Below are 24,687 nucleotides of genomic sequence, written 5' to 3' on the forward strand. Positions count from 1 at the left end.
ACAATGGATTGAACCACCACCATAGCCGAAAATCAGCTTCGGCGGGAGTGGGTTAGCGCGGCGCATTTCCGGCCGAGATTGTTCGTCTGACCGACCGATTCGGCGACAAAGCTGTGGAGTTGGCCCATGTTCGTTCGCATCACGACGGAGTCCGCACCGCGTCCAAATTCCCTCCGCGACCTCGGCATGAGAAGTGACTCAAATGCGATGGTCAGTTTAAGCGAATTTTCCTATCGGAAAGGAACCGAGATCTACGGCGAGAAAGAGCCGGCCGAATATGTCTATCAGGTCAAGTCCGGAGCGGTACGAAGTTACAAGCTGCTATCGGATGGCCGCCGGCAAATCGGCGCATTCCACCTCGTCGGCGATATCTTCGGGCTCGAAAATGGCAACGAGCACCGGTTCACGACTGAAGCGATCGTCGACACGACCGTGCGCCTCGTGAGGCGGCAAAGCCTTGAAACGGTGGCCCAGAACGATGCCATGGTGGCCAAAAACCTCCTGCGCATGACCACGAACAATCTCCAGCATGCCGAAGATCACATGCTCTTGCTGGGACGCAAGACTTCACTCGAGCGGGTCGCGGCCTTCCTGCTCGAAATGGACAAGCGGCTGACGGCGGCGGGCGTCCTGGCGCTGCCGATGTCCCGGCGCGATATCGCCGACTATCTCGGGCTGACGCTGGAAACCGTCTCGCGGGCTCTGTCACGCCTGCATGAGGTCGGCGTTCTCGGCTTCGTGGGCAACACCCAGCGCCAGATCGTGCTGCTCGACCGGCACCAGCTCGCCAGCCTGGATCTGCAGCCCTGAACCGGCGAAATGCGGATCCACGAGTCCCGCTGCATCAGAGCCGTGGCAGACTTTTGCCGGGCGCCTCCGTCAGCCCGAGATGTTCGAGCGTCTTGCGCAAGACTTCGAACAGAATGGCGGCGGACCAGCCGAACAAAAGGACGCCATTCATCGCGGTCAGCGGGCCGATCAACTGCCATTCGCGCACCGGCGTAATGTCGCCGTAGCCGAGCGTGGTGTAATTGACGAAAGCAAAATAGAGCATGTCGGTGTCGGCAGGAGCGACGCGGACGACGTGGTAGGTCGCCGCCCACATCAGGATTTCGAGCATGTGGGCGATCTTCAACACGACGGCAACCGCGATCATGACGCCCATGAGATGCAGCCTCGGCCGATTGCTATGACGCAGACCTGCACTGCGGGCGATGGCGACCGCGACCACCGTCACCAGCGCGTGGAGCCCGATATTGATCACGCTGACGAGGGTGCCGAGAAGGAATTGTAGCATCATAGCAGCGAACCCGACCTCAATTCTGGAGACCCAGCTCGTCATGATCGACGACGACGGTTTCCGTCGCGGCAGCGGCGGCCTGGCCCACCCGAATCGGCTCGGCGCGATCGATCACGATCCATGCAGCTGCCAATTCCCAAGCAACCGACAGGATGATCGGCCCAATGAACAGCCCGATAATCCCATGCGCAAGCGTACCGCCGATGACCCCGATCAGGATCACGAGCGTGGGCGTCGTCAGCCCTCGCCCCATGAGAAGCGGCTTCAGGATGTTGTCGAGAAGACCTACGACGACGAGATAGATCGTCAGGAGCAGGGCTACGGTGACGTCCTTGTCCATCCATATCCAGACGAGCACGGGAAGAAGAACGATGGCGGCGCCGATCTGAACGATCGACAGCAAGAGCACGATGATTGCGAGCAGCCCCGCGCTAGCAATGCCGGCGAGCTTGAAACCGATGCCCGCCAGCAACGCCTGCACGATGGCGACACCGATGACGCCTTGTGAGACCGCGCGTATGGTCGCACCGGCGAGTTCCAGGAAATGCTCGCTCCGGCCTGGCACGATGCGCAACAGGAAGCCGCGGAGCGCGGCAACAAGCTGTGCCCCGTACGGAAGCAGGAAACCGGCGACGACCACTGACAGCAGGAATTGGAGCATCCCGATACCGGTGTTACCCGCAAACGACAACATCATCCCGGCGAGCGGCTTCAAATACGGCGCCAGTTCGCGCAGCGCGGCACGGACGTTCGTGTAGGCCTCATTCCAGAACGCGTAGAGCTGTGGACCGATCAGGGGCCAATTCCTGATCCGTTCCGGCGCCTCCTGAAGCATGAGATCTCCGTTGCCGATCTGGCCCGCAAGGTACCGAAGCCCCTCAACCGCACTCAGGCCCAGCCAGGCAGCGGGACCAGTGACGATGCCCAGCATGATCAGGGTGAGAACGGCTGATGCGGTCCGGGGACGGCCGCCGAGGCGTCGGGCGAGCCAGGCGAAGACTGGATGAAACGCCACAGCCAACACAGCGCTCCAGCTGAGGATCGGCACGAACGGCCGGATCACGATGAAGGTCCACGAGATCAGCAGCCCGAGCAAGCCGAGCCGAATCACGAGCTGGACGATGTCCTCCCCGGACACAAGCTGGCGAAGCGTCTTCAAGGCTCGTCGCCTCCTGATCGACGGACGGCACGCTGCAGACTAGCTGGGGTGCGGCCCGCTTCGGGGGCTTGATCCAGATCAAGCTCGGCGTTCGGCTGCTCGCGTCGGGGCGGGTGTTGTCGACCTCGCGGTAGCGGCCGACAAACGGTATGCCCGAACTCGCCGTCTACCGCTCAAGATCGGCAACGCGAAAGAAATCGCGCGAAAGCTCTCGCTGCGGTGGCCGCGGACGCGCTCATTCTCCCTGAAGTTGCCATAGGCCCGCAAAAGACCTCTGTTGCATGGCGGTTTGTGTCGTCTCGTCGATCCGTTGACGAGATTGTGGCAAATGATACGATTTCACACCGGTACGATTTCACGGTGTCCGGCCTCGTCGATCGAACCGGCCTCCGGAATGAAGGCGCGAACAAAGAACCGGTAACGTCGCGTTGTTGGAGGGTGAGGCAGAGTACGGGGCGAGCCAGCTTCGGCTCCAACTTGAGCTCCCATTTGGGCTCGGCGGCGGCATGGTCTACGAAGATGAACCTTTCATCGTTTATGGGTGCCGGCTGGGCCCACGGTCCGCAGGTCCTCAGTGACGATGAAGGGGTTCTTCTGTGCCGCACCTTCCGCGAACGCACTGACGGTGAACGGCAGATCGTGCTGGCCGTCGTTCCGGCCGCCGAGCATCCAAGCCCGCAAAGTCTCGATCGTCTGGCTCACGAATTTGCATTGAAGGACAAGCTGGACAGCGCGTGGGCGGCGAAGCCGCTGGAGCTGGTGCAGGACCATGGCCGCACCATTCTTGTCCTCGAGGACCACGGTGGCGAGCCGCTGACCGACGCCCCCATGGAGATGGGCAGCTTCCTGCGCCTCGCCATCCAGATCGCCGCGGCGCTGGGCAAGGTGCATCAGCAGGGCCTGGTGCACAAGGACATCAAGCCGGCCAACATCCTGGTAAGCCGCGGCAAGGACAGCGTGCATCTCACCGGCTTCGGCTTCGCAACCCGCCGCCCACGCGAACGGCTTTCCGCGGCTGCCGACGCGCAGATTGCGGGCACATTCGCCTACATGTCCCCCGAGCAGACAGGGCGCATGAACCGCTCGATCGACTCCCGGAGCGACCTGTACTCGCTCGGTGTCACGCTCTACCAGATGGTCACGGGCTCGCTTCCCTTCGTGGCGTCCGATCCGATGGAATGGGTGCACTGTCACGTCGCAAGAGAACCGGAGGCCCCGGCCAAGCGATCGAGCAACGTGCCAGCCGTGGTCTCCAGGCTGATCATGAAGCTGCTCTCCAAGATGGCCGAGGAGCGTTACCAGACAGCAGGCGGCGCCGAGCGGGATTTGCAGCGTTGTCTTGCGGAATGGGAGCTTCAGCACCGCATCGAGGACTTCCCGCTCGGCGAGCACGACACGCCCCACCGGCTGCTCATTCCCGAGAAGCTGTACGGAAGAGCAGCCGAGTGCGAGATGTTGTTCGCCTCGTTCGAACGGATCGTCAAAAGCGGCGCGCCGGAACTGGCCCTGGTCGCGGGATATTCCGGCATCGGAAAATCTTCTGTTGTCAACGAGCTGCACAAGGTGCTGGTGTCCTCGCACGCCTTGTTTGCATCAGGCAAATTCGACCAGCATAAACGCGACATCCCCTACGCCACACTCGTCAAGGCGTTCCAGGGCCTCGTTCGCCCTCTTCTCGGCAAACGCGAAGCCGAGCTGAGCGCGTGGCGCCAGGCCCTGCTCGGCGCACTTGGCCCGAACGGGCAGCTCGTCGTGGACCTGATCCCGGAGCTGAAGGCCATCATCGGCGAACAGCCGCCCGTTCCGGAGCTGCCGCTTCAGCATGCGCAAAGCCGCTTTCACCGCGTGTTCGAGCAGTTCATCGGCGTGTTTGCACGGGCCGAGCATCCGTTGGTGCTGTTCCTCGACGATCTGCAATGGCTCGATATGGCGACGCTCGAGCTGCTCGAGGATGTCTTGACCCGATCAGGCCTGAAGCACCTGATGCTGATCGGCGCCTATCGCGACAATGAGGTGGACTCCGTTCATCCCGTCATGCGCATGCGTGAAGCCATCAAGGCGCGGGGACGACGGATCGTAGAGATCACGCTCGAACCACTTGGCCACAGGCATCTCGGCCAGTTGCTTGCGGACACGCTTCGTTGCGAGCCCAGCCACGCAGCCCCGCTGATCCAGCTCGTGCACGAGAAAACCGCAGGCAATCCGTTCTTCGCCATTCAGTTCCTGTTCTCGCTGGTCGACGAAGGCCTGCTTGCGTTCGACCACGATGCTATCAGCTGGTCCTGGGACCTCGATCGCATTCACGCCAAGCGATACACGGACAACGTCATCGACTTGATGCTGGGGAAGCTGACCCGGCTTCCTGCAGCGACGCGTACGGCCTTGCAGCAGATGGCCTGTCTCGGCAATGTCGCCGAGGTCGCCATGCTTTCCATCGTGCTCGGCATCTCTGATGAGCAGGTCAACGCCGACTTGTGGCCTGCCGTTCGCCAGGAGTTCGTGGAGCCGCAAGCCGGCACCTACCGCTTCGTCCACGACCGGTTTCAGGAGGCGGCCTATGCGCTGATTCCGGAGGAGGAACGGGCTGCGGCGCATCTTCGCATTGGCCGCCTGTTCGCGGCGCGAACCGCGCCCAATGCCGTCGAGGACGACGTCTTCGAGATCGTCGGCCAACTCAACCGCGGCAGGGCCTTGATCACCTCGCCCGAGGAACGCGTCAGGCTGGCGGAGCTCAATCTCTTGGCCGGTCGCCGAGCCAAGGCCGCTACGGACTTCGCCATGGCCCACACCCATTTCGCGACCGGCGAGGCCATGCTGCCCCTGGATCGCTGGGAGCAGCATTACGCGCTCAGCTTCACGCTGGCGCTACAGCGCGCCGAATGCGAGTTCCTGGCCGGCGAACACGTCAAGGCGAACGCGCGCCTTGCCGAACTGGCGCAGCATGCGGCCACCCTGCCCGACCTCGCGGCCGTGACCCGATTGCGAATGGAGCCGAGCGATCGCGACATCGAGATTGCGCTTGACTATCTGCGTCGCGTCGGGATCGACTGGTCGGCACATCCGACGCCGGATGAAGTCCACCGCGAATACGAGCGGATGTGGCAAGAGATCGGCCATCGTCCGGTCGAGGCGCTGCTCGAGCTGCCGCAGATGGCGGATCCGATCGCACGCGGGACGATGGACGTCCTGACGGTCCTGGTCTCGCCGGCCTGGTATATCGATGATGAGCTGCGCCGGCTCATCGTTGCACGCATGGCCAATCTCAGCCTGCAATATGGCAACTCCGACGCATCGTGCCTCGCCTACATCGTGCTCGGCACCGTGCTCGGTCCCGACTTCGGCAACTATGACGCCGGCTACCGTTTTGCCCGGCTCGGCCTCGATCTGGTCGAAACCCGCGGACTGGACCGGTTCAAGGCCCGCGTCTATCTCGGCTTCGGCAGCTGGACCCGAGATGTGCGCTCAGGCCGTCCCTGGCTGAAGCGAGCCTTCGACGCTGCGCAGCAAGTCGGCGATGTGAGCTATGCGAGCTTCACCCGCCACCACTTCCTGACGCACCTTCTCGCCTGCGGCGATCCCCTCGCCGAAGTGCAGCGGGAAGCCGAGGCAGGCCTCGATTTCGCACTCCGGGCCCACGTCGACCTTGCCGCCGATCGCATCGCCGGGCAGTTGCAGCTCATTCGGTCGCTGCGCGGCCTCACCACGAAATTTGGCGGCTTCGATGAAGCTGGTTTCAACGAGGCGCAGTTTGAGCGCCGCCTCGAGACCGAGCCATATCTGGAGCAGGCAGGGTTCTGGTACTGGACACGCAAACTGCAGGCGTGCGTTCTCGCCAACGATCCCGCTGCCATCGTTGCCGCGGCAAAGGCCGGCAAACTGCTGTGGACGTCGAAAGCCCTGTTCGACCGGGTCGAGTTTCACTTCTATGCCGCCTTGGCCGAGGCCGCATGCTGCGAGTCCGCAGCGCCAGGCGAACGGGCCCGGCATCTCGATATGCTGATCCATCATCACCGCCTGCTCCAGCAATTGGCCGAGATCAGCCCGGAAGACTTCGCCGACCGCGCCGCCCTCATAGCTGCGGAAATCGCGCACATCGAAGATCGCGAGCTCGATGCAATGCGCTTCTACGATGAGGCGATCGCCGCGGCGCACGCAAACGGCTTTCCCCACAACGAGGCCATCGCAAACGAGCTCGCGGGGCGTTTCTATGCGACGCGCGGGTTCGAGAAGATCGCCTATGCCTATCTACGCGATGCCCATTACGGGTTGCTTCGCTGGGGAGCCGAGCCCAAGGTAAGGCAGCTCGAACGCCTTTATCCACGGCTTCACGTCGCCGAGGACACCAGTCCCGCAAGCCGGCCGACCATCCAGCAGATGGACGTCACAACGGTGGTGAAGGCGTCTCAGGCCGTCTCGAGCGAAATCGAGCTGCCAAAGCTGATCGAGACGCTGATGAAAATCGTGCTGCAGAACGCCGGCGCCGATCGCGGCCTGTTGATCTTGTCGCGAGATGATGACTTCTGCATCGAGGCGGAGGGCCAATCCAGGGGCGACGAGTTCAGCGTCGCGATGAAGCAAACCTCGCTCTCGTCACCGGATTGCCCCGAAGCCCTGCTTCGTTACGTCATTCGCACGCAAAACCCTCTCATCGTCGACGACGCATCGCGGCCTGATCCGCTTTACGGCGACGACTACGTGCGCCGCCGGCACCCAAGGTCCGTCCTTTGCCTGCCGCTTCTGAAACAGGCCAAGCTCATCGGATTGCTCTACCTCGAGAACACGCTGACGACGCATGCCTTCACGCCGGATCGCGTGGCGGTGCTGGACCTGTTGGCAGCCCAAGCCGCGATCTCGCTGGAGAACACGCTGCTCTATCGCGATCTTCAGGAGCGCGAGGCGCGCATCCGCCGGCTCGTCGATTCCAACATTATCGGCATCCTGTTCTGGAACGGCAGCGGCGATATCAACTACGCCAATGACGCCTTCCTGAACATGACCGGATATTCCAGGCAGGAACTGGTGTCGAACGCCGTTCGCTGGAAGGACATGACCCCGGCCGAATACCGCGATGAGGACGCGCAGCGGATCGAACAACTCAGAAAGTCGGGACACATCGCCTCGCGAGAGAAGGCGTTCATCAGGAAGGACGGCAGCCGCGTTCCCGTTCTGATCGGCTCCGCCCTGCTGGCCGCATCGTCCGATCAATGCGTCTCGTTCGTGCTCGACCTCACCGCGCGCAAGCAGGCGGAAGAAAAGTACCGCCTGCTCATGGAGCAGGCGCATGACGCGATCCTGGTTCTCGACCAGAATGGCCTGGTGATCGAGGCGAACCGCACGGCTGGGGTGATGCTGGGACGGCCTCGGGAGCAAATCATTGGCCTCCCGTTCCGATCGATCCTCGTTCCCGCCGACGCGACCGAAGTCGCCCGCCTGCTGGCGCCGGACTCGGCGGGCCTGTTACAGCTTCGCCTGGATGGCCCCGACGAGAAGGGTCTCGATGTCGAAATGTCGGCCGCTCACGTCTCGACTGGCCGCCAGGAGCTGATCATCGTGATCGGCCGCGATATCAGCCAGCGCCTGCGTCTCGAGCAACAGCTGCGCCAGGCACAGAAGATGGACGCGGTCGGCCAGCTCACCGGCGGCGTCGCCCACGACTTCAACAACATCTTGACGGTGATCACCGGAACGATCCAGATCCTGATCGACGATCTTGCGGATCAGCCCGATCTCCTCGCCATCGCCCATATGATCGACGACGCGGCCGCGCGCGGTGCCGATCTGACGATGCAGCTCCTTGCGTTCGCGCGCAGGCAGCCTTTGCAACCCCGCAACGTCGACGTCAACAATCTCGTGCTCGATACCACCAAGCTGCTGCGGCCAACCCTCGGCGAGCACATCGAGGTCGGCTCCACGCTGCAGGACGATTGCTGGCATGCGCTGATCGACCCGGGCCAGCTCTCGACCGCTCTGATCAATCTCGCGGTCAATGCCCGCGACGCGATGCCGGGCGGCGGCAAGATCGCATTCGGCACGGCGAATGTCAGCTTTGGCCCTGACAATGCGGGCCCGGACGACAGTCGCGGCGACTTTGTCCTGGTCACGGTGAGCGATGCCGGTTCGGGCATTCCACAGGTGATCCGCGACAAGATATTCGAGCCCTTCTTCACGACCAAGGAGCTTGGCAAGGGAACGGGCCTCGGATTGAGCATGGTGTATGGCTTCATCAAGCAATCCGGCGGTCACATCAGAATCGATAGCGAAGAAGGGCTCGGAACGACGTTTAGCCTCTACCTGCCGCGCTCGCCCCAGAGCGCGGCGTCTGCAAGCGTTGCGGCGAAAGGCGAGCTGCAGCGCGGCAGTGAAACCATCCTGTTGGTCGAGGACGACGATCTAGTCCGCAAATATGTTGCAGCGCAGCTCAAGAGCTTCGGCTATCGCACGATAACGGCCGCCAATGGTCCGGAGGCCCTTGAGCTCGTCGACCGCGGCACCGTCTTTGACCTGCTATTCACCGACGTCGTCATGCCTGGCGGGATGAACGGCCGCGAACTTGCCGACGCCGTTCTCCAGCGCCGCCCCGGCCTGCCCGTGCTCTATATGTCGGGCTATCCGCAAGCCGCCATGATGCAGGACGGTCGGCTGGACCCGAACATCACCTTGCTGAGCAAGCCGTACCGGCCGGCAGATCTGGCGCATGCCATTCGTCAGGTCCTCGCCTCTCGGAAAGCTCCGGACGCCGCGCGTTGAATTCTCCATTCATGTCCGCGCCGGTACGATGTGCTTGCTCAGCTTGCCGAGAGATGAATCACATTCCAGGACGCCGGCTTGAGCGTCGCTTGCAATCGACCGCCCTCGAAGGTCACGTTCTGCAACGGCGCCGGCTTGATCGTGTCCGGCGCATGCTTGCTATTCGTCGCCTTGAGATCATCGTGTCGGAGTTCGACCCTCTCGCACACCTTCAGCCGGCCGAAACGTCTGGCCTCGACGCTCACCTCCATCTCCTGCTTCAGATCGCGATTGAGCAGAAACAGCGACAGGCCACCGTCTTCGGTCGCCACGGCAGCGGTCTTCAGATACGGCACGCTAGGCACGGGAAAACTCTGCTCCTGGGTACCGCGGGGATCGTAGTACGATGAATCGTATGTTTCGGACTCCGCTTGCGTGCGGAGAACCTTGCCGCGGCCGAAACGGCTCAAATGCGCAAACGGGAAGAAGGTGGTCTGGCGCCACGCCCCTCCGCCCGTCTCGGTCATGATCGGCGCGATGACGTTGACGAGTTGCGCGAGGCAGGCGACCTTCACCCGGTCGGCGTGATTGAGCAGTGAGATGCAGGCGCCGCCAAAGGCGAGTGCGTCTTCCATCGTGTAGATTTCCTCGAGGATCGGTGGCGCCACCGGCCAGCCTTCCCTAACCCGGTCGGCGCGATTGCGGCGGGTCCGATACCAGACGTTCCATTCGTCGAAACTCAGCATCAAGCGCTTGTTGGAACGCCGCCTGGCTGCCACCGCGTCCGCTATCGCGACGACCTCATCGATGAAGCTGTCCATCAGATCGGGGCTGGCGAGAAACGATGCCGTGTCCTGCTTGTAATTGTTGAGATAGGTGTGGAGCGAAATGTAGTCGACGTGATCGAAGGTGTGCTCGAGGACCGTGTCCTCCCACTGGCCGAAAGTCGGCATGTTGCGTCCCGAGGACCCGCATGCCGCCAGTTCGATGGTTGGGTCGATCCAGCGCATCATCTTGGCGGCTTCGCGCGCGAGCGCACCGTAATCGCCGGCGCTCTTGTGCTCCATCTGCCAGGGCCCGTCGACCTCGTTGCCGAGGCACCACAGCTTGACGCCGTGCGGCTTGTCCCAGCCGTGGGTGCGGCGCAGCTCGGACAATGCCGTGCCGCCGGGATGGTTGCAGTATTCGACCAGGTTGCGCGCGGCATCGCCCCCGCGGGTGCCGAGATTGACCGCCATCATCGGAGCGACGTCGGCAGCGCGGCACCAGTCCATGAATTCGTTGGTGCCGAAACTGTTCGGCTCGGTGCTGAACCAGGCAAGGTCCAGGCGTGCCGGCCTCGTCTCCTGCGGACCAACGCCGTCCTCCCAATTGTAGCCCGAGACGAAATTGCCGCCGGGGTACCGGATGAGCGTCGGGCCAAGCTCCTTCACCAGGGCGAGCACGTCCTTCCGGAACCCCCTCTCGTCTGCGGTCGGATGGCCCGGCTCGTAGATGCCACCGTAGACGCATCGGCCGAGATGCTCGACGAACGCACCGAACAAGCGGGGGTCGGTGTGACCGATGGCGAAGTCGCGGTCGATCAGAACTCTGGCTTTCCTCATGTTGTTCTCTCGGGGGCCGCGGGGCTGATGGGACCGTTGATGCCGTGAGTGACGTTCGCCGCAGGGTCGCTCACCTCAGGTAATAGCACGGCTTCGCGCAATTGTTGCGTATAGGGATGTCGCGGCGCCTTCAGCACCGTTCTCGCATCACCGCTTTCGACCACGCTGCCCTTCTGCATGATCATGATGCGGTCGCTGATGTAATAGGCGGTCGCCAGGTCATGCGTGACATAGATGATCGATATCCCGAGGTCGTCCCGCAGCGTCTTGAACAGATTGACGATGGACATCCGCAAGGAGGCGTCGATCATGGACACCGGTTCGTCTGCCACGATCAATTTAGGCTCGGCGAGCAGCGCCCGGGCAATCGCGACCCGTTGAAGCTGCCCGCCCGATAGCTCGTGCGGATATCGATCGCTCACCTCCTTGAGCGACAAGCCCACCTTGTGCAGCGCCGCATCAACGGCCGCAGCAGCCGTGCTCTCCTCTGCCGTGCCGGAAAACCGACGTCGCGTCATAAGCAGATACCGCTCAACCCGCTTCAGGGGGTTGAAGGATTCGAACGGATTCTGAAAGATCGGCTGCACCTTGTGCATGAAAGCCCGCCGGCTGCCACTGCCGCTGATAGCCGCAAGGTCGGTACCATCCAACAGCAGTCTGCCGCTGGTTGGCGTTTCCGTGTTCAGGATCATCCGGGCAAGGGTCGTCTTGCCGCTGCCGGATTCGCCGATGATCGCCAGGATCTCGGGTCGCCCGACGGCAAGCTGGAAGCTTACCTTGTTCACCGCGACGATCGTCTCCCGCGATAACAACCCTCCGCGAGTGAAGGTTTTGCTGACCTCCCTGACGTCGAGCAGCAGACCATTCATGCCCGTTCGCCCTGGTTCACGGCGAAGCATGCAACGCGATGCCCGGGGGCACTTTCACCCATCACCGGAATCTCCCGGCGACAAATCTCCCTTGCAAGCGGACAGCGCGGGTGGAAACGGCAACCAGACGGCGGATCGGCCAGATTTGGCGGCGCGCCGCCAAGGCCCTGGCGCGGCGCGTCGTCACCGATCCGTGGAAGGCTCGATATGAGATGCCTGGTGTAGGGATGCAGGGGATTGCCAAAGATCTCGGTGGTCGCGGCTTCCTCCACGAGACGGCCGGCGTACATGATGGCCAGTCGATCCGTGATATGCGCGTGCACGCCCATATCGTGCGTGACGAATAGAACCGACGAGCCGGTCTCGCGCTGAATGCCTCTGAGCATGCCGAGCACCTCCTTCTGCACCACCACGTCGAGCGCGGTGGTCGGCTCGTCGGCAATGATAAATCCGGGACGGCAGATGGTCGCAAGCGCCAGCGCGGCGCGTTGTCGCATCCCGCCCGAGAGTTCGTGTGGAAAGGCGGCGAGGACGGAGGGATCAAGTTTGACCCGGGCCAGATGGGCGATCACCTGCTGCTCGAACCGCCTTCGGCTACCGCCGATATGCGGGTAAGCGAAATCGACGAACGAGGATCGGACCCGACGCACCGGATTCAGCACGTTCATTGAACCCTGCATGATGTAGGACAGGTGCCGCCAGCGTATGCGCTCCAATTCCGCCGGCGGCGCGCGATGCAATCCGCCGTAGCCGGGCAGGAAGGCAAACTCCATGCTGCCGCCGACGATCTCGAGCGGAGGCCTGATCGCGCCTGCGATGCTTTTGATCAGCGTCGTCTTGCCCGAACTCGATTCACCGGCGAGACCGTAGATCTCGCCGCGGCGAACAGCGAAGCTGACACCGTCGACCGCCCGGATGCCGCGCCTGACGCCGGCATGGCTGGTCTGGTAATAGGCTTGCAGGTCGCGAACGCTGAGAAGCGGCTGGGCATCTTGATCCCGCTGCGGCTGCTCAGCGTCGGCGTGCATCACGAGGCCCCTCCAACGCTCCAGAGGCGGCTTCTCGGATCGATATGGGCGTTCACCGAGACCGCGAGCAGGAAGAGCCCGATGAACGCCATGATCACCGTGATGGTCGGAAAAGCGATCCACCACCAGATGCCCGCGACCATCGCCGTGTGCTGATTGGCCCAATAGATCATGCCGCCGATCGTCGGCGTGTTGATATCGGTGAAGCCGAGCACCGCAAGCGTCACCTCGAGTCCGATCGACCACACCATGTTGTTCATGGTCGTGGAGAACAGGATCGGCATGACATAGGGCAGATGCTCCTCGGTCAGGATCTGCCGCGTGCTCATTCCGGAGAACAGGCTGGTCTGGGTGAACTCGCGCTGCCGCAAGCTCATGACCACCGAACGAATCAGCCGCGCATCGTAGGCCCAGCCGAAACAGGCCATGATCAGCGCCAGCATCAACCAGGAGATCCGGTCACGCATCACGAAATAGAACAGCACCAGGATCGGCAACAGCGGGATGACGATGAAGGTGTCATTCACGGACATCAGGACGCGATCGAGCCAGCCGCCCTTGTAGCCACTGATCAACCCGACGGCGAGCGCAACCAGGCGGCTGACCAGGGCCACCGTCCCCCCAAACAGCAACGTATTCCGGATCGCAAAGCTCAACTGCCAGAACACGTCCTGACCGCGCGACGTCGTGCCGAACCAGTAGGTCAGCGACGGCGGCAGGTCGGGCGGTACCACATAGACGCTGTCGGGCGGATATGGCGAGAAGCTCGCCAGCACGGACAGCAGCAGGACGGCGGCAACCAGCGCGACCCCAATCCGGAATTCGGCCCTGTAGCGCAAGAGGTCGCGGAGAAAGACCGCCATCAGCCGACCTTCACCCTGGGATCAAGCAGTGGATACAGAAGATCAATCGCGAGCACGCCAACCGATACGCCGAGGATCGAGACGGTGGTGACGCCGAGGACCAAACCATAGTCACCGGCATAGACGGCATCGACAAGGAGCGAGCCCAGCCCGGGATAACCGAACACCTTTTCGGTGATCACGGCACCGTTGAAGATTCCGCCCAGCGACATCGCGAGGCCCGTCACCTGCGGCACCAGCGCGTTGCGCATCACGTAGGATGTCAGGATGCGCCAGGATTTCACGCCGGCGAGCTCGGCATAGACGACATAGTCCTCCGCCAGGACGTTGGAGACCAGCGAACGCATGCCGAGAAACCAGCTGCCGACACCGATCAGGATCAGCGAGAGCGCCGGCAGGATCGCGTGTTGCAGCACGCTCCAGACGTATTCGGGCGTCAGGGACTGCGGCAGATTCATCGCCGCCCCGCCGGAGATCGGAAGGACCGGCCAGATGAAGCCGAACAGGATCAGCAGCAGCATGGCCAGGATGTAATAGGGGATCGGATGAAGGCCCATGGCGATCACCCCCATCAACTTCAGGCCGCGGCTCTGCCGGTAATAACCGGCAAGTCCACCCAACAGATTTCCGAGCACCCAGGCGACAAGGGTCGAGACTGCGAGGAGGCCCGCCGTCCAAGGCAGCGCGCGTACGATCAAGGTGCCGACGGGGGTCGGAAAAGCCGACAGCGAGGGCCCGAAATCGGCACTCAGGATCCGCTTCCAGAACGTCAGATATTGCTGAACGGGCGTGCCGCCGAGACCATAGAGCTCGCGGAGGGAATTCCGCATCTGTTCGATCGCATCGGGCGCCGTGTTGCCAAAGGAGGTCACCGCCGAAATCGATTGCTCGACGGGATCGATCGGCGAGGCATGCGTAACGAGATAGGCGATGTTGATGCCGATGAAAACAACGATCAGGAACTGCGCCAGCCGGCGGCCGACATAGCCGGCGTACCCGCTCAAGGCAGCACCCGAGATGCTCGACAAGGTCGTTGCGGGCACTGCGCGATCATCGCGTCCTAGCTTGCCGGCTTCAGCCGGACGAACATGTAGCGAGAATTGCCCCAGTTCGGCACGGGATTGGTGTAAGGATTCTCCGCGGTCGGAAACCCCGTCCAGTAGGTCTGATCCATCGCGGTGAACACGTTGTAGGCCATCAACGGGATGGTCGGCATCTCCTTCACCGCGAGCTTGACATAGTCCTTGCCGAGCTCGATCGATTTGGGATCGTCGAAGCCGACCGTGCGGATCTCCTCAATGATCTTGTCGAGCGCGGGGCTGGACCAGCGCTGCCAATTGCGCAGCGGCTGCGGCTTGCCCGGCTCGGCGACGAATTGCGAATGCCAGCTGTCGAGGAAGTAGGACAGGTCCGGGTGGCCGCCCCAGGTCTCGACGCTCCAGCCGATGAAAGTGTCGAAATCGCCGGCCGCCCGCCGTGTCGGCAGCGTCCCTTGCGCGACATCGATCCTGGCGTCGATGCCCGCCTGCTTCCACAGCTGCACGATCATCGTCCCGGCCCGCGTCATCACCGGACGCAAATCGCCCTCGACCATGACGCGCACGCTGAAGGGCTTTCCATCAGGCGTCATCCAGGCACCCCCGCGCTTGCTGAAGCCGGCCTTCTCCAGCAGCTCCTGCGCCGCGACCGGATCCGTCTTCCACCAGCCCCTGCCGAAGGCCTTGGCGATATCGGCCGGATCGGTCGGGATCTGGTCGCCCATGGACGGCCGCAGCATGTCGGCAATCTGCTTGCCGATCGTCGGGTCATACGGCTTGATCTTGCGCTTGCCGGTATCGATCTCGAAACTCTTGAGCCAGTCTTCCATCGGCGCGTGATAAGTGGCCGGATGGGTTCCGGTCGGCGGCACGCCGATCGCCGATATGGTAGCGGCGCCGCGATAGGCTGCCATCGCCACGGCCTTGATGTCGATCAACAACGCCAGCGCCCAGCGCACGTCCGGATTTCTGAAGTTCTCATTCTGCGTGTTGAAGATCACCGCAGGCAGCGTCGGATCGGGATGGCCGTAGGGGAATCCCTTGAACCAGGCCCGCGTCGTCTTGCTCTGCTTGGCGAGGGCAAACATGCCCTCCGGCGCGATGTCGTGGATCACGTCGAGCTCGTGGTTGAGCTGCGCGATCACCCGCTTTTCCGGCGGTCCGGGATCGACATAAGCGAGATATTTGGGACCCGGCTTGCCGAAGCGCGCCAGCGTGGTGCGCTGCCAGTCATCGCGAAGCTGCCAGATGTACCATTTGCCGTCGGGATCGTAGCTATGCAGCACGTAGGCGCCCAGCGACACCGGCTTGTTGAAATCGAATTTGACGGGATCCTCGACCTTGTCAAAAACGTGCTTGGGGAGGATCCATATGGCGCCCCAGCGCACCGTGAAATTGGTGTGGAAGCGTGAATTCGGCTTCTTGAGCTTGAATACGACCGTGTGCGGATCCGGCGCATCGACGGAGGCGACGTTGCTCGTTAGCACCGCACTGAAGCGCATGGCCGGATGCTTGATCTGGGTCATCACGGTCGCGACGACATCGTCGGCCGTGAACTCGACGCCGTCGCTCCAGAAGATGCCGCTGCGCAGCTTGACGGTCATCTCGGTGAAGTCGGCATTGTATTGCGGCTTGTCGGCGGCCAGCGAGTTGTCCCAGACGCCGTCGAGGCCGCTCTCGGGATCGATGTACCAGAGCGTATCGAGCGCGGCCTGTTGCAGGCCGTTGCTCTGCGAGCTGGCGTTGATCACCCAGATGTTGAACCAGCCGGCGTTCTTGACGGTGCCTTCCGGGTTTTCCAGGATCAGCAGATCCTGCCTCGGAATGTTTTGCGGAATCCCCTGCGCATGGCCGGGAGCCACCGATGCGAGCACCAGCGATCCCAGCACACAAGCGGCCAGCAGCAATGCACGAATGCAGCGCATGATGTCCTCGCGGCACAATTTGTCCCGACGCCCGTTTTGACGCGATGCTAGAGGCGCCGGAGTCGTGGGACAATAGGAATTTTGCATGCGACGATGGTCGCCGCGGTTTCCGGCCCATCGCAGCCGTAAGAACCGAGTCCATGCGCATCCGCTGACGGTGGCGATCGCCGATCACGCTGTCGCTCTGAACGCTATGGCTGCTGATCTGGCGCTTTGACTAGATCAGCGGCGCGCCCCGCCGCAGATTCATGTGCCTGTTGACGTCCTTGTACAGCAGATAGCGGAACCGGCCGGGACCGCCGGCGTAGCAGGCCTGCGGGCAGAACGCGCGCAACCACATATAGTCGCCGGCCTCAACCTCCACCCAGTCGCGATTGAGACGGTAGACCGCCTTGCCCTCGAGCACATACAGCCCGTGCTCCATGACGTGTGTCTCCATGAAGGGAATCGTTCCCCCCGGCTCCAACGTCACGACGTTGACATGCATGTCATGCCTGAGATCGGCGGGATCGACGAAGCGCGTGGTGGCCCAGCGCCCATCGGTGTCCGGCATCGGCACCAGTGTCATTGAGTCCTCGTTGGTCACGATCGGCTCGGGATCGGCCAATCCCGGCACGCGCTGGTACAGCTTGCGGATCCAGTGCAGCTGGGCCGGAACCGGGCCGCGATTGCGCAGAGTCCACTCGCAACCAGGCGGCACGTAAGCGAAGCCGCCGGCCTTCAGCTCGCTAACCTCGCCTGCCAGCTTGAGCGTGACTTGGCCGCCCACGACGAACAGCACGCCTTCGGCGCCCTTCTCGGGCTCCGGGATCTCACTGCCTCCATTCGGGGCAATGTCCATCAGATAGTGGGAGAACGTCTCGGAGAAACCGGAGAGCGGGCGCGCCAGCACCCAGACGCGCGTATTGTCCCAATGCGGCAGAAGACTGACGACGATATCGCGCTGCACGTTGCCCGGAATCACCGCGTAGGCCGTCGTGAAGACCGCACGGCCACTCAAAAGATCGGTCTGCGGCGGAAGACCGCCCTGCGGCACGTGATAATTTCGCGATGTCATCGTCGGGCCTCGTGTTGCTCAGGCATGAGATCGAGCTGCATCGTCTCGTCCAGCCAATATTCCTCGAGATTATCACCTTTGCCCTTGCGGTCGACCACAAGAAAGGGGCAGGCCTCCTCGAGAACCAGCAGCGGGTGGTGCCAACAGTTGCGCGCATAGTTCACGCCCTGCTCCCCAGTCGCCGCGAACGCCCGATAGGTCGCCGCATCGCGCGGATCCGCGCAAACGACGACCAGCCAGTCCACGCCGCCAAGCGGCATGAACAGCTGGCTTCCCAGCGGATGGCGCTCCATCAGGCGAATTGCGATCGGCACAGGACGCACGGAGGCGACAAACCAGCTGATGTTGGTCTGTCCGCCTTCCACACTCACATCGATATTGGCGAGGTCGTTGAAACGCCTCGCAAAGCCCTGGTTGATCGACAGCGGGGTCACCCCTTCAGTTTCGATAACCTCGCCGAACGGCGCGAACGCCCGTTTCGTCAGGGGTTCAATCGAAAGGGTCACCATCGTCAACCTCGCGTGCGTCCACGTTTACAGCGTTTGCAGACCCGCTACGGGAGCATCCGCAACATCAGGCTCCACCCGCATCGCCTCACCCTGGGCATCGATCTCACCGTTGAGGACGCGATGCGCCTTCGCGCGATCGAGATCGCCTTCCCATGCGGCGACAACGACCGTCGCGACGCAGTTTCCGACATAATTGCCGAGCGCACGAGCGATACCGATAAACCAGTCCACCGACAAGATCAGCACGAGGCCAATCGCCGGAATGGCCGGGATGGCCGACAGCGTCGCGGCGAGGACGACGATGGCCGAGCCGGGAACACCATGGGCGCCCTTGGAGGTCAGCAGCGCGACGCCGAGGATCGCCAGAAGGTCCCCCAGCGCCAGCGGCGTGTTGGTTGCCTGCGCAATGAAGACTGCCGCGAGGGTCAGGTAGATCGAGAACGCATCGAGGTTGAACGAGTATCCGGTGGGAATGACGAGGCCGACGGTCGATCGCTTGATGCCCAGCAGCTCGAGCTTGCGCATGGTCTGCGGCAGCACGCTGTCGCCCGCGGCCGTGCCGAGCACGATCATCAGCTCCTCGCGCAGATAGGCGAGCAGCTTGAACAGGCTGAAGCCCGACAGCCGCATGATCGAGCCGAGCACGATCACCACGAAGAGGAAGACGGCGAGATAGAACAGCCCGACGAGCCCGCCGAGCTGCTTGAGCGAACCGATGCCGTACTTGCCGACGGTAAAGGCGATCGCACCGAAGACGCCGATCGGCGCGAGCCGGACGACGAAGTTCATCATCTTGAAGATGATCTCGTTGACGCGCTCGATGAAATCGACCACCGGCCTTGCACGCTCGCCGCACAACGACACGGCGCAGCCGAACATGATCGAGACGATCAGGACTTGCAGGACATCACCCGAGCTGAACGCGCCGACGATCGTCGAGGGGATCAGCTTCATCAGGAATTCGGAGACGCCGCCGCCGGCGACCTGCGCCGCGGTCTGGCTGAAGCCGCTGAGCGCCTTGGCGTCCAGCGTCGCGGGGTTGATGTTCATTCCGGCGCCGGGCTGGAAATAATAGGCCAGCGTAAGGCCGAACACCAAGGCGACGGTGGTGACGATCTCGAAATAGAGCAGCGCGCGGACGCCGACCCTGCCGACCTTCGAGAGGTCTCCGGCCGCTGAAATGCCCTGCACCACGACACAGAACACGATCACGGGCACCAGCATCTTGATCAGCTTGATGAAGCCGTCGCCGAGCGGCTTCATCTGCAAGGCCGTATCCGGATAGGCCATGCCGAGCGCAATGCCGAGCGCGAGTGCGACGACGACCTGGAAGAAGAGTGACTTGAATATCCTGGGCATGGCTTTCCTCGCTCGCGGGGCTTGGTGTCTGTCTGGCTTGGTCGGCGGCTTGAGCCGTTGCCATTCTTGTCATTGGCAGCGGCGCGACGCCGCTGCGCGGAGCCGCCCGCCGTTCGCGGGCCGGATGACGGCTCCTTCGGTCATTCGTTGACCAGGTGCGACATCGAGTCCAATATATAGAACGACACGATTGATAGGGTTTCGCTATGGATCTTCGCCAGCTCAGATACTTCATTGCCGTGGCCGAAGAGCGCAGCTTCACCCTCGCCGCACGGCGGCTGAACCTGTCGCAGCCGCCGCTCAGCCAGCATATCCAGGCGCTCGAGGCCGAGCTCGGCACCTCCCTGCTCTACAGGACCAGCCGCAAGGTGGAGCTGACGCAGGCGGGCGAAGCAATGCTGCTGCGCGGACGGGCAATCCTGCAACAAGTCAAATCCGCGGAGGACGAGGTGCGCTCGATCGGCGCCGGCCTGATCGGAACGCTGGATCTCGGCGCAACCGGCTCCATCCTGCGCGGCCGCCTCGCGGAGCTGCTGGCGGCCTACCGCGACGTGGCGCCCCTGGTCCGGATGACCGTGCACGAGCAGGCGCCGGCGCTCCAGATCGCCGCCCTGCTCAACCGGACCACCAACATCTCGCTCATGCGCGGCATCCCCAGGGAGCGCGACCTGACCAGCAAGCTGGCATGGCGGGAAGAGGTCGTTCTCGCCGTGCCCCGCACTCACCATTTGGCGAAACGCAAGCGCGTCGCGCTTGGTGAACTGGCATCCGAGGATCACGTCATCCTCGATCCGAACAGCTCTGACTTCGCTCGCTACGTGCAGACCTGCTGCGTCGATGCCGGCTTCCTGCCCAAGGTGTCGCAGCAGGTCGTCGACGCGCAGTCGATCCCGAGCTTGATCGCAGCAGGCTTCGGCGTCGCGCTCGTGCCGCAGTCGATCGCGCGCTTCACCACAGCCGACATCGCGTTTCGCCCGATCAGGCCCTCACCGCCTGCAGCCGACGTGTTCCTGGTGTTCCGAGAAGACGAGACATCGATGGTGGTCCACAATTTCATCAAGCTTGCTGGTCAGCTCCTGAGCCACAGGAGCCGCTTGGGCGCGCGCCGAAGGGACTAAAAGAACCCTCGCAAACGCGCTCAATGACCGAACGGCCCCGCCGTTGTCGGCCCGCTGACGTTGCCGGGCATGCAATTCGTCTTGAACAGCTCACACGGCGGACGTAGCCGGTCAAAACCGTTGCAGCGCGGACTGTTATCGATATCGTAGGCAATGTATCCTTTTAACGCAAGCTGCGGCGGTACCAGCTTCGATCCCGCGACGCGCGCCCAAGAGAGATCACATGAGATGAAACAAACTCGGGCGAAGACCGGAAAGAGCCCAAAGCGGGCGACGACCATGGCTGAGGTTGCAGCGCGTGCGGGCGTGTCCGCGATGACCGTCTCGCGCGCGTTGAAGAGCGACGGCGCCGTCTCAGAGGAGACGCGAAGCCGGATCCTCGCCGCCGTCGAAGAGCTCGGCTATGTGCTCGACCTGTCCGCAGGCGCGTTGTCGTCGAAGCGGACCGGATTCGTGGCGGCGCTGATCCCCTCCATCAACAACTCCAACTTCTCCGATACCGCACGCGGCATCACCGAAGCGATTGAAGGCCAGGGGCTCCAGATGCTGCTTGGCTACACCGACTACGACATGGAGAAGGAAGAGCACCTCGTGCGTGCGATGCTGACGCGCCGGCCCGACGGCATCATCGTCACCGACGGAAGGCACACGCCGAAGGCGCGCCGCATGCTGCAATCCGCCGGCATTCCCGTGGTCGAGACTTGGGACCTGCCGGCTGACCCTATCGACAACGTCGTCGGCTTTTCCAACGCCGAGGCTTCGCGTGCGCTCGTGCATCGGCTTTACCAGAAGGGATATCGCAACATCGCCTTCATTGGCGGAGCAAGCCGCCGCGACACGCGCGGCGCCGATCGCCGTCTCGGCTACAAGCGCGCCGTCGAGGAACTCGGCCTCCCCGTCGGCCGCACCATCTCGTTCGGCAATCCCCCGATCTCGATGGAACAGGGCGGAGAGGCCATCGTCCATCTGATCGAGCAATGGCCGGATGTGGATGCTGCGGTTTGCGTGTCCGACCTGTCTGCGTTCGGAGCCATAATGGAGTGTCATCGCCGCGGCTGGTCGGTCCCGGGCCGGATCGCGGTGGCAGGCTTCGGCGACTTCGAGGTGTCGCGCTGCTCCTGGCCGCGGATCACGACCGTCGCGGTCGACTGCCGCAACATCGGTCAGGAGGCCGGCCGCATCATGCTTCGCGCCATTGATGGCGTTCGAGAAGACAGGCGCCCCGGGCCGGAGACATTGATCGTGCCGTTCGAAATGATCGAGCGCGAAAGCACCTGAGCTCTGCTTGACACCGGCGCCCGACTGGGTGCATGTTATCGATAACAAACAGGACGCCATGATAGAGATGGCGATGCCAAGCGCCTGGTCATCGGTTGGGCATCCTCCAACCGATCACGATCGGCTGGTGATTTCGGGAGGAGAACCGGGATGGCATCGGGTGCGCTGCGCTTCGATGGAATCGTCAAGTCGTTCGGCGGCACGCGTGCGCTCAAGGGTGTGAGCTTTGACGTCGGCCGCGGCGAAATCGTCGCCTTGCTCGGCGAAAACGGCGCGGGCAAATCGACCCTCATCAAGGTGCTCGGCGGCATCCATCGCCCGGATGCCGGAGCGGTGACCATCGCAGGCGAGCCCTATCACCATGCGGCGGGCGGCGGCGCCGGGCACCAGCCGGTCGCCTTCATCCATCAGGATCTCGGTCTCATCGAATGGATGACGGTCGCCGAGAATGTTGGCCTCGCCCAGGGCTTTCCGCGAACCCGGCCGTTCGGCCTGATCGACTGGCGCGGCGCCGAGGCACGCGCGACCAAGGCGCTCGCGCTGGTGGGCTGCGATATCGATCCGACCACGCGGGTATCGAGCCTGTCACGCACCGAGAAGTCGCTGGTCGCCATCGCCCGCGCGCTCGTCGTCAATTGCGATTTCCTGGTGCTCGACGAGCCGACGGCGAGCTTGCCGGCCGATGAGGTGGAGCGCCTGTTTGCGGCGCTGAGGCGCCTGCGCGGACAGGGCGTCGGCATGATCTATGTGTCGCACCGGCTTGACGAGATCTTCCGCATCGCTGATCGCGTCGTCGTCTTGCGGGATGGCCTGCTCGTCGGGGAGAAGGCGATCAGCGAGACTTCGCCCGAGGATCTGGTGCGACTGATCGTCGGCAGGCCCCTGATCGACATGTTCGAGAAAGCCACCTCCCATTCCGGCAAGACGCGCGTGACGGTGCGGGGATTGATCACGCCGAAGGCCGGACCGGTCGATTTCGACGTGCGCGAGGGCGAACTCCTGGGGCTCGTGGGCTTGCGGGGCGCAGGCCAGGAGGAAGTCGGCCGCGCGCTATTCGGCGCCGTGGCGCATCGCGGCGAGATCCTCGTCGACGGCACGGCGCCGGATCTATCCAGCCCCGTGGCCGCCATGGCCGGTGGCATCGGGCTGGTGGCCCGTGACCGAACCGAAGAGTCGATCGCAGCATCCTTGTCAATCCGCGAGAATGTCTTCCTCAATCCCGGTGCCTCCGGGCGCGGCCTGCTCGACGTGCTCGCGCCAAAGCGCGAGGCGGAAGAGGCCGTCAAGCTCGGCGCCTTGGTGGGCTTGCGGCCCAATGATCCGCATCTCGCGATCGAAGGACTCTCGGGCGGCAACCAGCAGAAAGTCGTCGTCGGCCGTTGGCTTGCGACCGGACGCAAGCTGCTGGTGGCCGAAGATCCGACCGCCGGCGTCGACGTCGGCGCCAAAGCGGAGATCTATCGGCTCATCGCCCGTGCCATCGCCGAAGGGCTTGCCGTCGTCGTCGTCTCCACCGACTTCGAGGAAGTCGCGCACATCTGCCATCGCGCGCTCGTCTTCAACCGCGGCCGGATAATTAGCGAAATCACCGCCGATGCTCTGACGACGGAAGCCCTGATCACCGCCGCCTCGGCCTCCGAGGCCGCGTAACGGACAATTCGCACGACGCCGACGCAAGGCGCCCGCCGGGAGGAACGCATGGGAATGAATTCGATCGAGTCGAATGCACTGGAACCGACGCGCGCCGATCTCGCCGGCGCGTCGGTGTCGCATAAGATCACGCGCCTCTTGCCGGTCTATGGCCTGCCGATCATCACGGTGGCGCTGATCGCCCTGTTCTCGATCCTGTTGCCCAACACATTTCCGACGCTTCTCAATCTGCGTTCGATCGTTTCCGACAAATCGATCATCGCCATGCTCTCGCTCGCGGCGATGATCCCGATGGCCGCCGGGAAGATCGACCTCACGGTCGGCTATGGCATCGTGCTCTGGCACATCCTGGTGATCAGCCTGCAAACCGCTTTCGGCCTGCCCTGGCCGATCGCAGTCCTCGTCGTGATCTGCCTCGGCGCCTTCACGGGCCTCCTCAATGGTCTGCTGGTCGAAGTCGCGCGCATCGACAGCTTCATCGCCACGCTCGGCACCGGCACGGTGCTCTATGCGCTGGCGCTTTGGCACACCGGCGGTCGGCAGGTCGTCGCGATGCTGCCGGACGGCTTCCTCGCCCTCAACGGCACGATGGTTTTCGGCCTACCGATCACCGGCTTCTATGTGCTCGTCCTCGCGGTGGCGATGTGGCTGATGCTCGAATATCTGCCGATCGGCCGCTACATCTACGCCATCGGCGCCAACCCGAAGACGGCCGCACTCAACGGCATTCCGGTGCAGCGCTTCACGGTCGGCGCCTTCATGGCCTCCGGCATCCTCACCGCGGTCACCGGCGTCCTGCTTGCCTCGAAGCTACGCATCGGCCAGGCGAGCGTCGGCCTCGAATATCTGCTCCCCGCGCTGGTTGGCGCCTTTCTCGGCTCGACCACGATCAAGCCCGGGCGCGTCAACGTCTGGGGCACCATCATCGGCGTCGCCGTGCTCGCGGTCGGCATCGCCGGCATCCAGCAATTCGGCGGCTCATTCTGGGTCGAACCGCTCTTCAATGGCCTGACGCTGCTCGCCGCGATCGGCATGGCCGGCTACGCGCAGAGAAAGCGCGGCGCCGTTGCGAAGGTCCCCGCCGGCGCACCTGATCGTAAGCCCTGAAACATTGATGAAGTTCGTGACCTGCGACGAGCCTGTCACAACGGAAAGTCCGGCGGAGGGCCGGCGAAACACAGAAACGGCATCACACCAAGGAGAAC

At 63.2% G+C, this 24,687-nt stretch carries 17 protein-coding genes; 6 read left to right on the plus strand and 11 right to left on the minus strand.

Translation table 11 applies throughout. The features are described from left to right. Positions 1-126: 126 nt before the first annotated feature. A complete protein-coding gene (locus tag BM222_RS01385; RefSeq protein WP_092226483.1) occupies positions 127-810 on the plus strand; it encodes a helix-turn-helix domain-containing protein in 684 nt (227 codons plus the stop codon). 34 nt (positions 811-844) lie between these two features. On the opposite strand, the gene BM222_RS01390 is transcribed toward BM222_RS01385, so the two are convergent. After that, the gene (locus BM222_RS01390) at positions 845-1,300 is read right to left on the minus strand and encodes a potassium channel family protein (RefSeq protein WP_092226484.1); all 456 of its coding nucleotides are present in this window, start codon (positions 1,298-1,300) and stop codon (positions 845-847) included. Positions 1,301-1,316: 16 nt separating this feature from the next. Further along, entirely contained in the window at positions 1,317-2,459 is a 1,143-nt protein-coding gene (locus BM222_RS01395) for an AI-2E family transporter (protein WP_092226485.1), read from the minus strand. A gap of 519 nt (positions 2,460-2,978) precedes the next feature. Here BM222_RS01395 and BM222_RS01400 point away from each other — a divergent pair. Next, positions 2,979-9,206, plus strand: coding sequence for an AAA family ATPase (locus tag BM222_RS01400; RefSeq protein ID WP_092226486.1), 6,228 nt, complete (start codon positions 2,979-2,981; stop codon positions 9,204-9,206). 38 nt (positions 9,207-9,244) lie between these two features. On the opposite strand, the gene arfA is transcribed toward BM222_RS01400, so the two are convergent. From arfA to BM222_RS01445, 9 genes are all read right to left on the minus strand, one after another. Further along, on the minus strand, positions 9,245-10,789 hold the full coding sequence (gene arfA / locus BM222_RS01405) for an arabinosylfuranosidase ArfA (RefSeq protein WP_092226487.1): 1,545 nt from the start codon (positions 10,787-10,789) through the stop codon (positions 9,245-9,247). Beyond that, positions 10,786-11,658, minus strand: a complete 873-nt coding sequence (locus BM222_RS01410) for an ABC transporter ATP-binding protein (protein WP_092226488.1) — start codon at positions 11,656-11,658, stop codon at positions 10,786-10,788. Before BM222_RS01410 ends, arfA begins: the two co-directional genes overlap by 4 nt. Further along, positions 11,655-12,686, minus strand: a complete 1,032-nt coding sequence (locus BM222_RS01415; protein WP_092226805.1) for an ABC transporter ATP-binding protein — start codon at positions 12,684-12,686, stop codon at positions 11,655-11,657. The genes BM222_RS01410 and BM222_RS01415 overlap by 4 nt, the downstream gene beginning before the upstream one ends. Beyond that, complete coding sequence (locus BM222_RS01420) at positions 12,686-13,549, minus strand: ABC transporter permease (RefSeq protein ID WP_092226489.1); 864 nt, start codon at positions 13,547-13,549, stop codon at positions 12,686-12,688. The genes BM222_RS01415 and BM222_RS01420 overlap by 1 nt, the downstream gene beginning before the upstream one ends. Next, on the minus strand, positions 13,549-14,553 hold the full coding sequence (locus BM222_RS01425; RefSeq protein WP_092226806.1) for an ABC transporter permease: 1,005 nt from the start codon (positions 14,551-14,553) through the stop codon (positions 13,549-13,551). The genes BM222_RS01420 and BM222_RS01425 overlap by 1 nt, the downstream gene beginning before the upstream one ends. Positions 14,554-14,609: 56 nt before the next feature. After that, on the minus strand, positions 14,610-16,511 hold the full coding sequence (locus BM222_RS01430) for an ABC transporter substrate-binding protein (RefSeq protein WP_092226807.1): 1,902 nt from the start codon (positions 16,509-16,511) through the stop codon (positions 14,610-14,612). A 217-nt stretch (positions 16,512-16,728) separates the two neighbouring features. Next, positions 16,729-17,568, minus strand: a complete 840-nt coding sequence (locus BM222_RS01435; RefSeq protein WP_092226490.1) for a bifunctional allantoicase/(S)-ureidoglycine aminohydrolase — start codon at positions 17,566-17,568, stop codon at positions 16,729-16,731. Beyond that, positions 17,565-18,077: an ureidoglycolate lyase gene (locus tag BM222_RS01440; RefSeq protein ID WP_092226491.1), complete on the minus strand. Its 513-nt coding sequence runs from the start codon at positions 18,075-18,077 to the stop codon at positions 17,565-17,567. The genes BM222_RS01435 and BM222_RS01440 overlap by 4 nt, the downstream gene beginning before the upstream one ends. A 24-nt stretch (positions 18,078-18,101) precedes the next feature. Further along, positions 18,102-19,436, minus strand: a complete 1,335-nt coding sequence (locus BM222_RS01445; protein WP_092226492.1) for a C4-dicarboxylate transporter DctA — start codon at positions 19,434-19,436, stop codon at positions 18,102-18,104. 206 nt (positions 19,437-19,642) lie between these two features. Here BM222_RS01445 and BM222_RS01450 point away from each other — a divergent pair, with 206 nt between their 5' ends. The 4 genes from BM222_RS01450 to BM222_RS01465 all read left to right on the plus strand — a co-directional run bounded on the left by BM222_RS01450 (position 19,643) and on the right by BM222_RS01465 (position 24,589). After that, positions 19,643-20,554, plus strand: a complete 912-nt coding sequence (locus tag BM222_RS01450) for a LysR substrate-binding domain-containing protein (protein WP_092226493.1) — start codon at positions 19,643-19,645, stop codon at positions 20,552-20,554. Between the two features lie 279 nt (positions 20,555-20,833). Then, the gene (locus tag BM222_RS01455) at positions 20,834-21,832 is read left to right on the plus strand and encodes a LacI family DNA-binding transcriptional regulator (protein ID WP_092226808.1); all 999 of its coding nucleotides are present in this window, start codon (positions 20,834-20,836) and stop codon (positions 21,830-21,832) included. A 150-nt stretch (positions 21,833-21,982) separates the two neighbouring features. Beyond that, positions 21,983-23,482, plus strand: a complete 1,500-nt coding sequence (locus BM222_RS01460; RefSeq protein WP_092226494.1) for a sugar ABC transporter ATP-binding protein — start codon at positions 21,983-21,985, stop codon at positions 23,480-23,482. Positions 23,483-23,536: 54 nt separating this feature from the next. Beyond that, on the plus strand, positions 23,537-24,589 hold the full coding sequence (locus BM222_RS01465; protein ID WP_092226495.1) for an ABC transporter permease: 1,053 nt from the start codon (positions 23,537-23,539) through the stop codon (positions 24,587-24,589). Positions 24,590-24,687 lie beyond the last annotated feature (98 nt).

This window comes from Bradyrhizobium sp. Gha (assembly GCF_900113735.1).
Classification (GTDB): Bacteria; Pseudomonadota; Alphaproteobacteria; order Rhizobiales; family Xanthobacteraceae; genus Bradyrhizobium.

Excerpts from the sequence above, each read along its gene's own strand:
- BM222_RS01385 (WP_092226483.1), top strand. The coding sequence starts at position 127 with ATGTTCGTTCGCATCACGACGGAGTCCGCACCGCGTCCAAATTCCCTC.
- BM222_RS01390 (WP_092226484.1), bottom strand. The coding sequence starts at position 1,300 with ATGATGCTACAATTCCTTCTCGGCACCCTCGTCAGCGTGATCAATATC.
- BM222_RS01400 (WP_092226486.1), top strand. The coding sequence starts at position 2,979 with ATGAACCTTTCATCGTTTATGGGTGCCGGCTGGGCCCACGGTCCGCAG.
- arfA (WP_092226487.1), bottom strand. The coding sequence starts at position 10,789 with ATGAGGAAAGCCAGAGTTCTGATCGACCGCGACTTCGCCATCGGTCAC.
- BM222_RS01410 (WP_092226488.1), bottom strand. The coding sequence starts at position 11,658 with ATGAATGGTCTGCTGCTCGACGTCAGGGAGGTCAGCAAAACCTTCACT.
- BM222_RS01415 (WP_092226805.1), bottom strand. The coding sequence starts at position 12,686 with ATGCACGCCGACGCTGAGCAGCCGCAGCGGGATCAAGATGCCCAGCCG.
- BM222_RS01420 (WP_092226489.1), bottom strand. The coding sequence starts at position 13,549 with ATGGCGGTCTTTCTCCGCGACCTCTTGCGCTACAGGGCCGAATTCCGG.
- BM222_RS01430 (WP_092226807.1), bottom strand. The coding sequence starts at position 16,511 with ATGCGCTGCATTCGTGCATTGCTGCTGGCCGCTTGTGTGCTGGGATCG.
- BM222_RS01435 (WP_092226490.1), bottom strand. The coding sequence starts at position 17,568 with ATGACATCGCGAAATTATCACGTGCCGCAGGGCGGTCTTCCGCCGCAG.
- BM222_RS01440 (WP_092226491.1), bottom strand. The coding sequence starts at position 18,077 with ATGGTGACCCTTTCGATTGAACCCCTGACGAAACGGGCGTTCGCGCCG.
- BM222_RS01445 (WP_092226492.1), bottom strand. The coding sequence starts at position 19,436 with ATGCCCAGGATATTCAAGTCACTCTTCTTCCAGGTCGTCGTCGCACTC.
- BM222_RS01450 (WP_092226493.1), top strand. The coding sequence starts at position 19,643 with ATGGATCTTCGCCAGCTCAGATACTTCATTGCCGTGGCCGAAGAGCGC.
- BM222_RS01455 (WP_092226808.1), top strand. The coding sequence starts at position 20,834 with ATGGCTGAGGTTGCAGCGCGTGCGGGCGTGTCCGCGATGACCGTCTCG.
- BM222_RS01460 (WP_092226494.1), top strand. The coding sequence starts at position 21,983 with ATGGCATCGGGTGCGCTGCGCTTCGATGGAATCGTCAAGTCGTTCGGC.
- BM222_RS01465 (WP_092226495.1), top strand. The coding sequence starts at position 23,537 with ATGAATTCGATCGAGTCGAATGCACTGGAACCGACGCGCGCCGATCTC.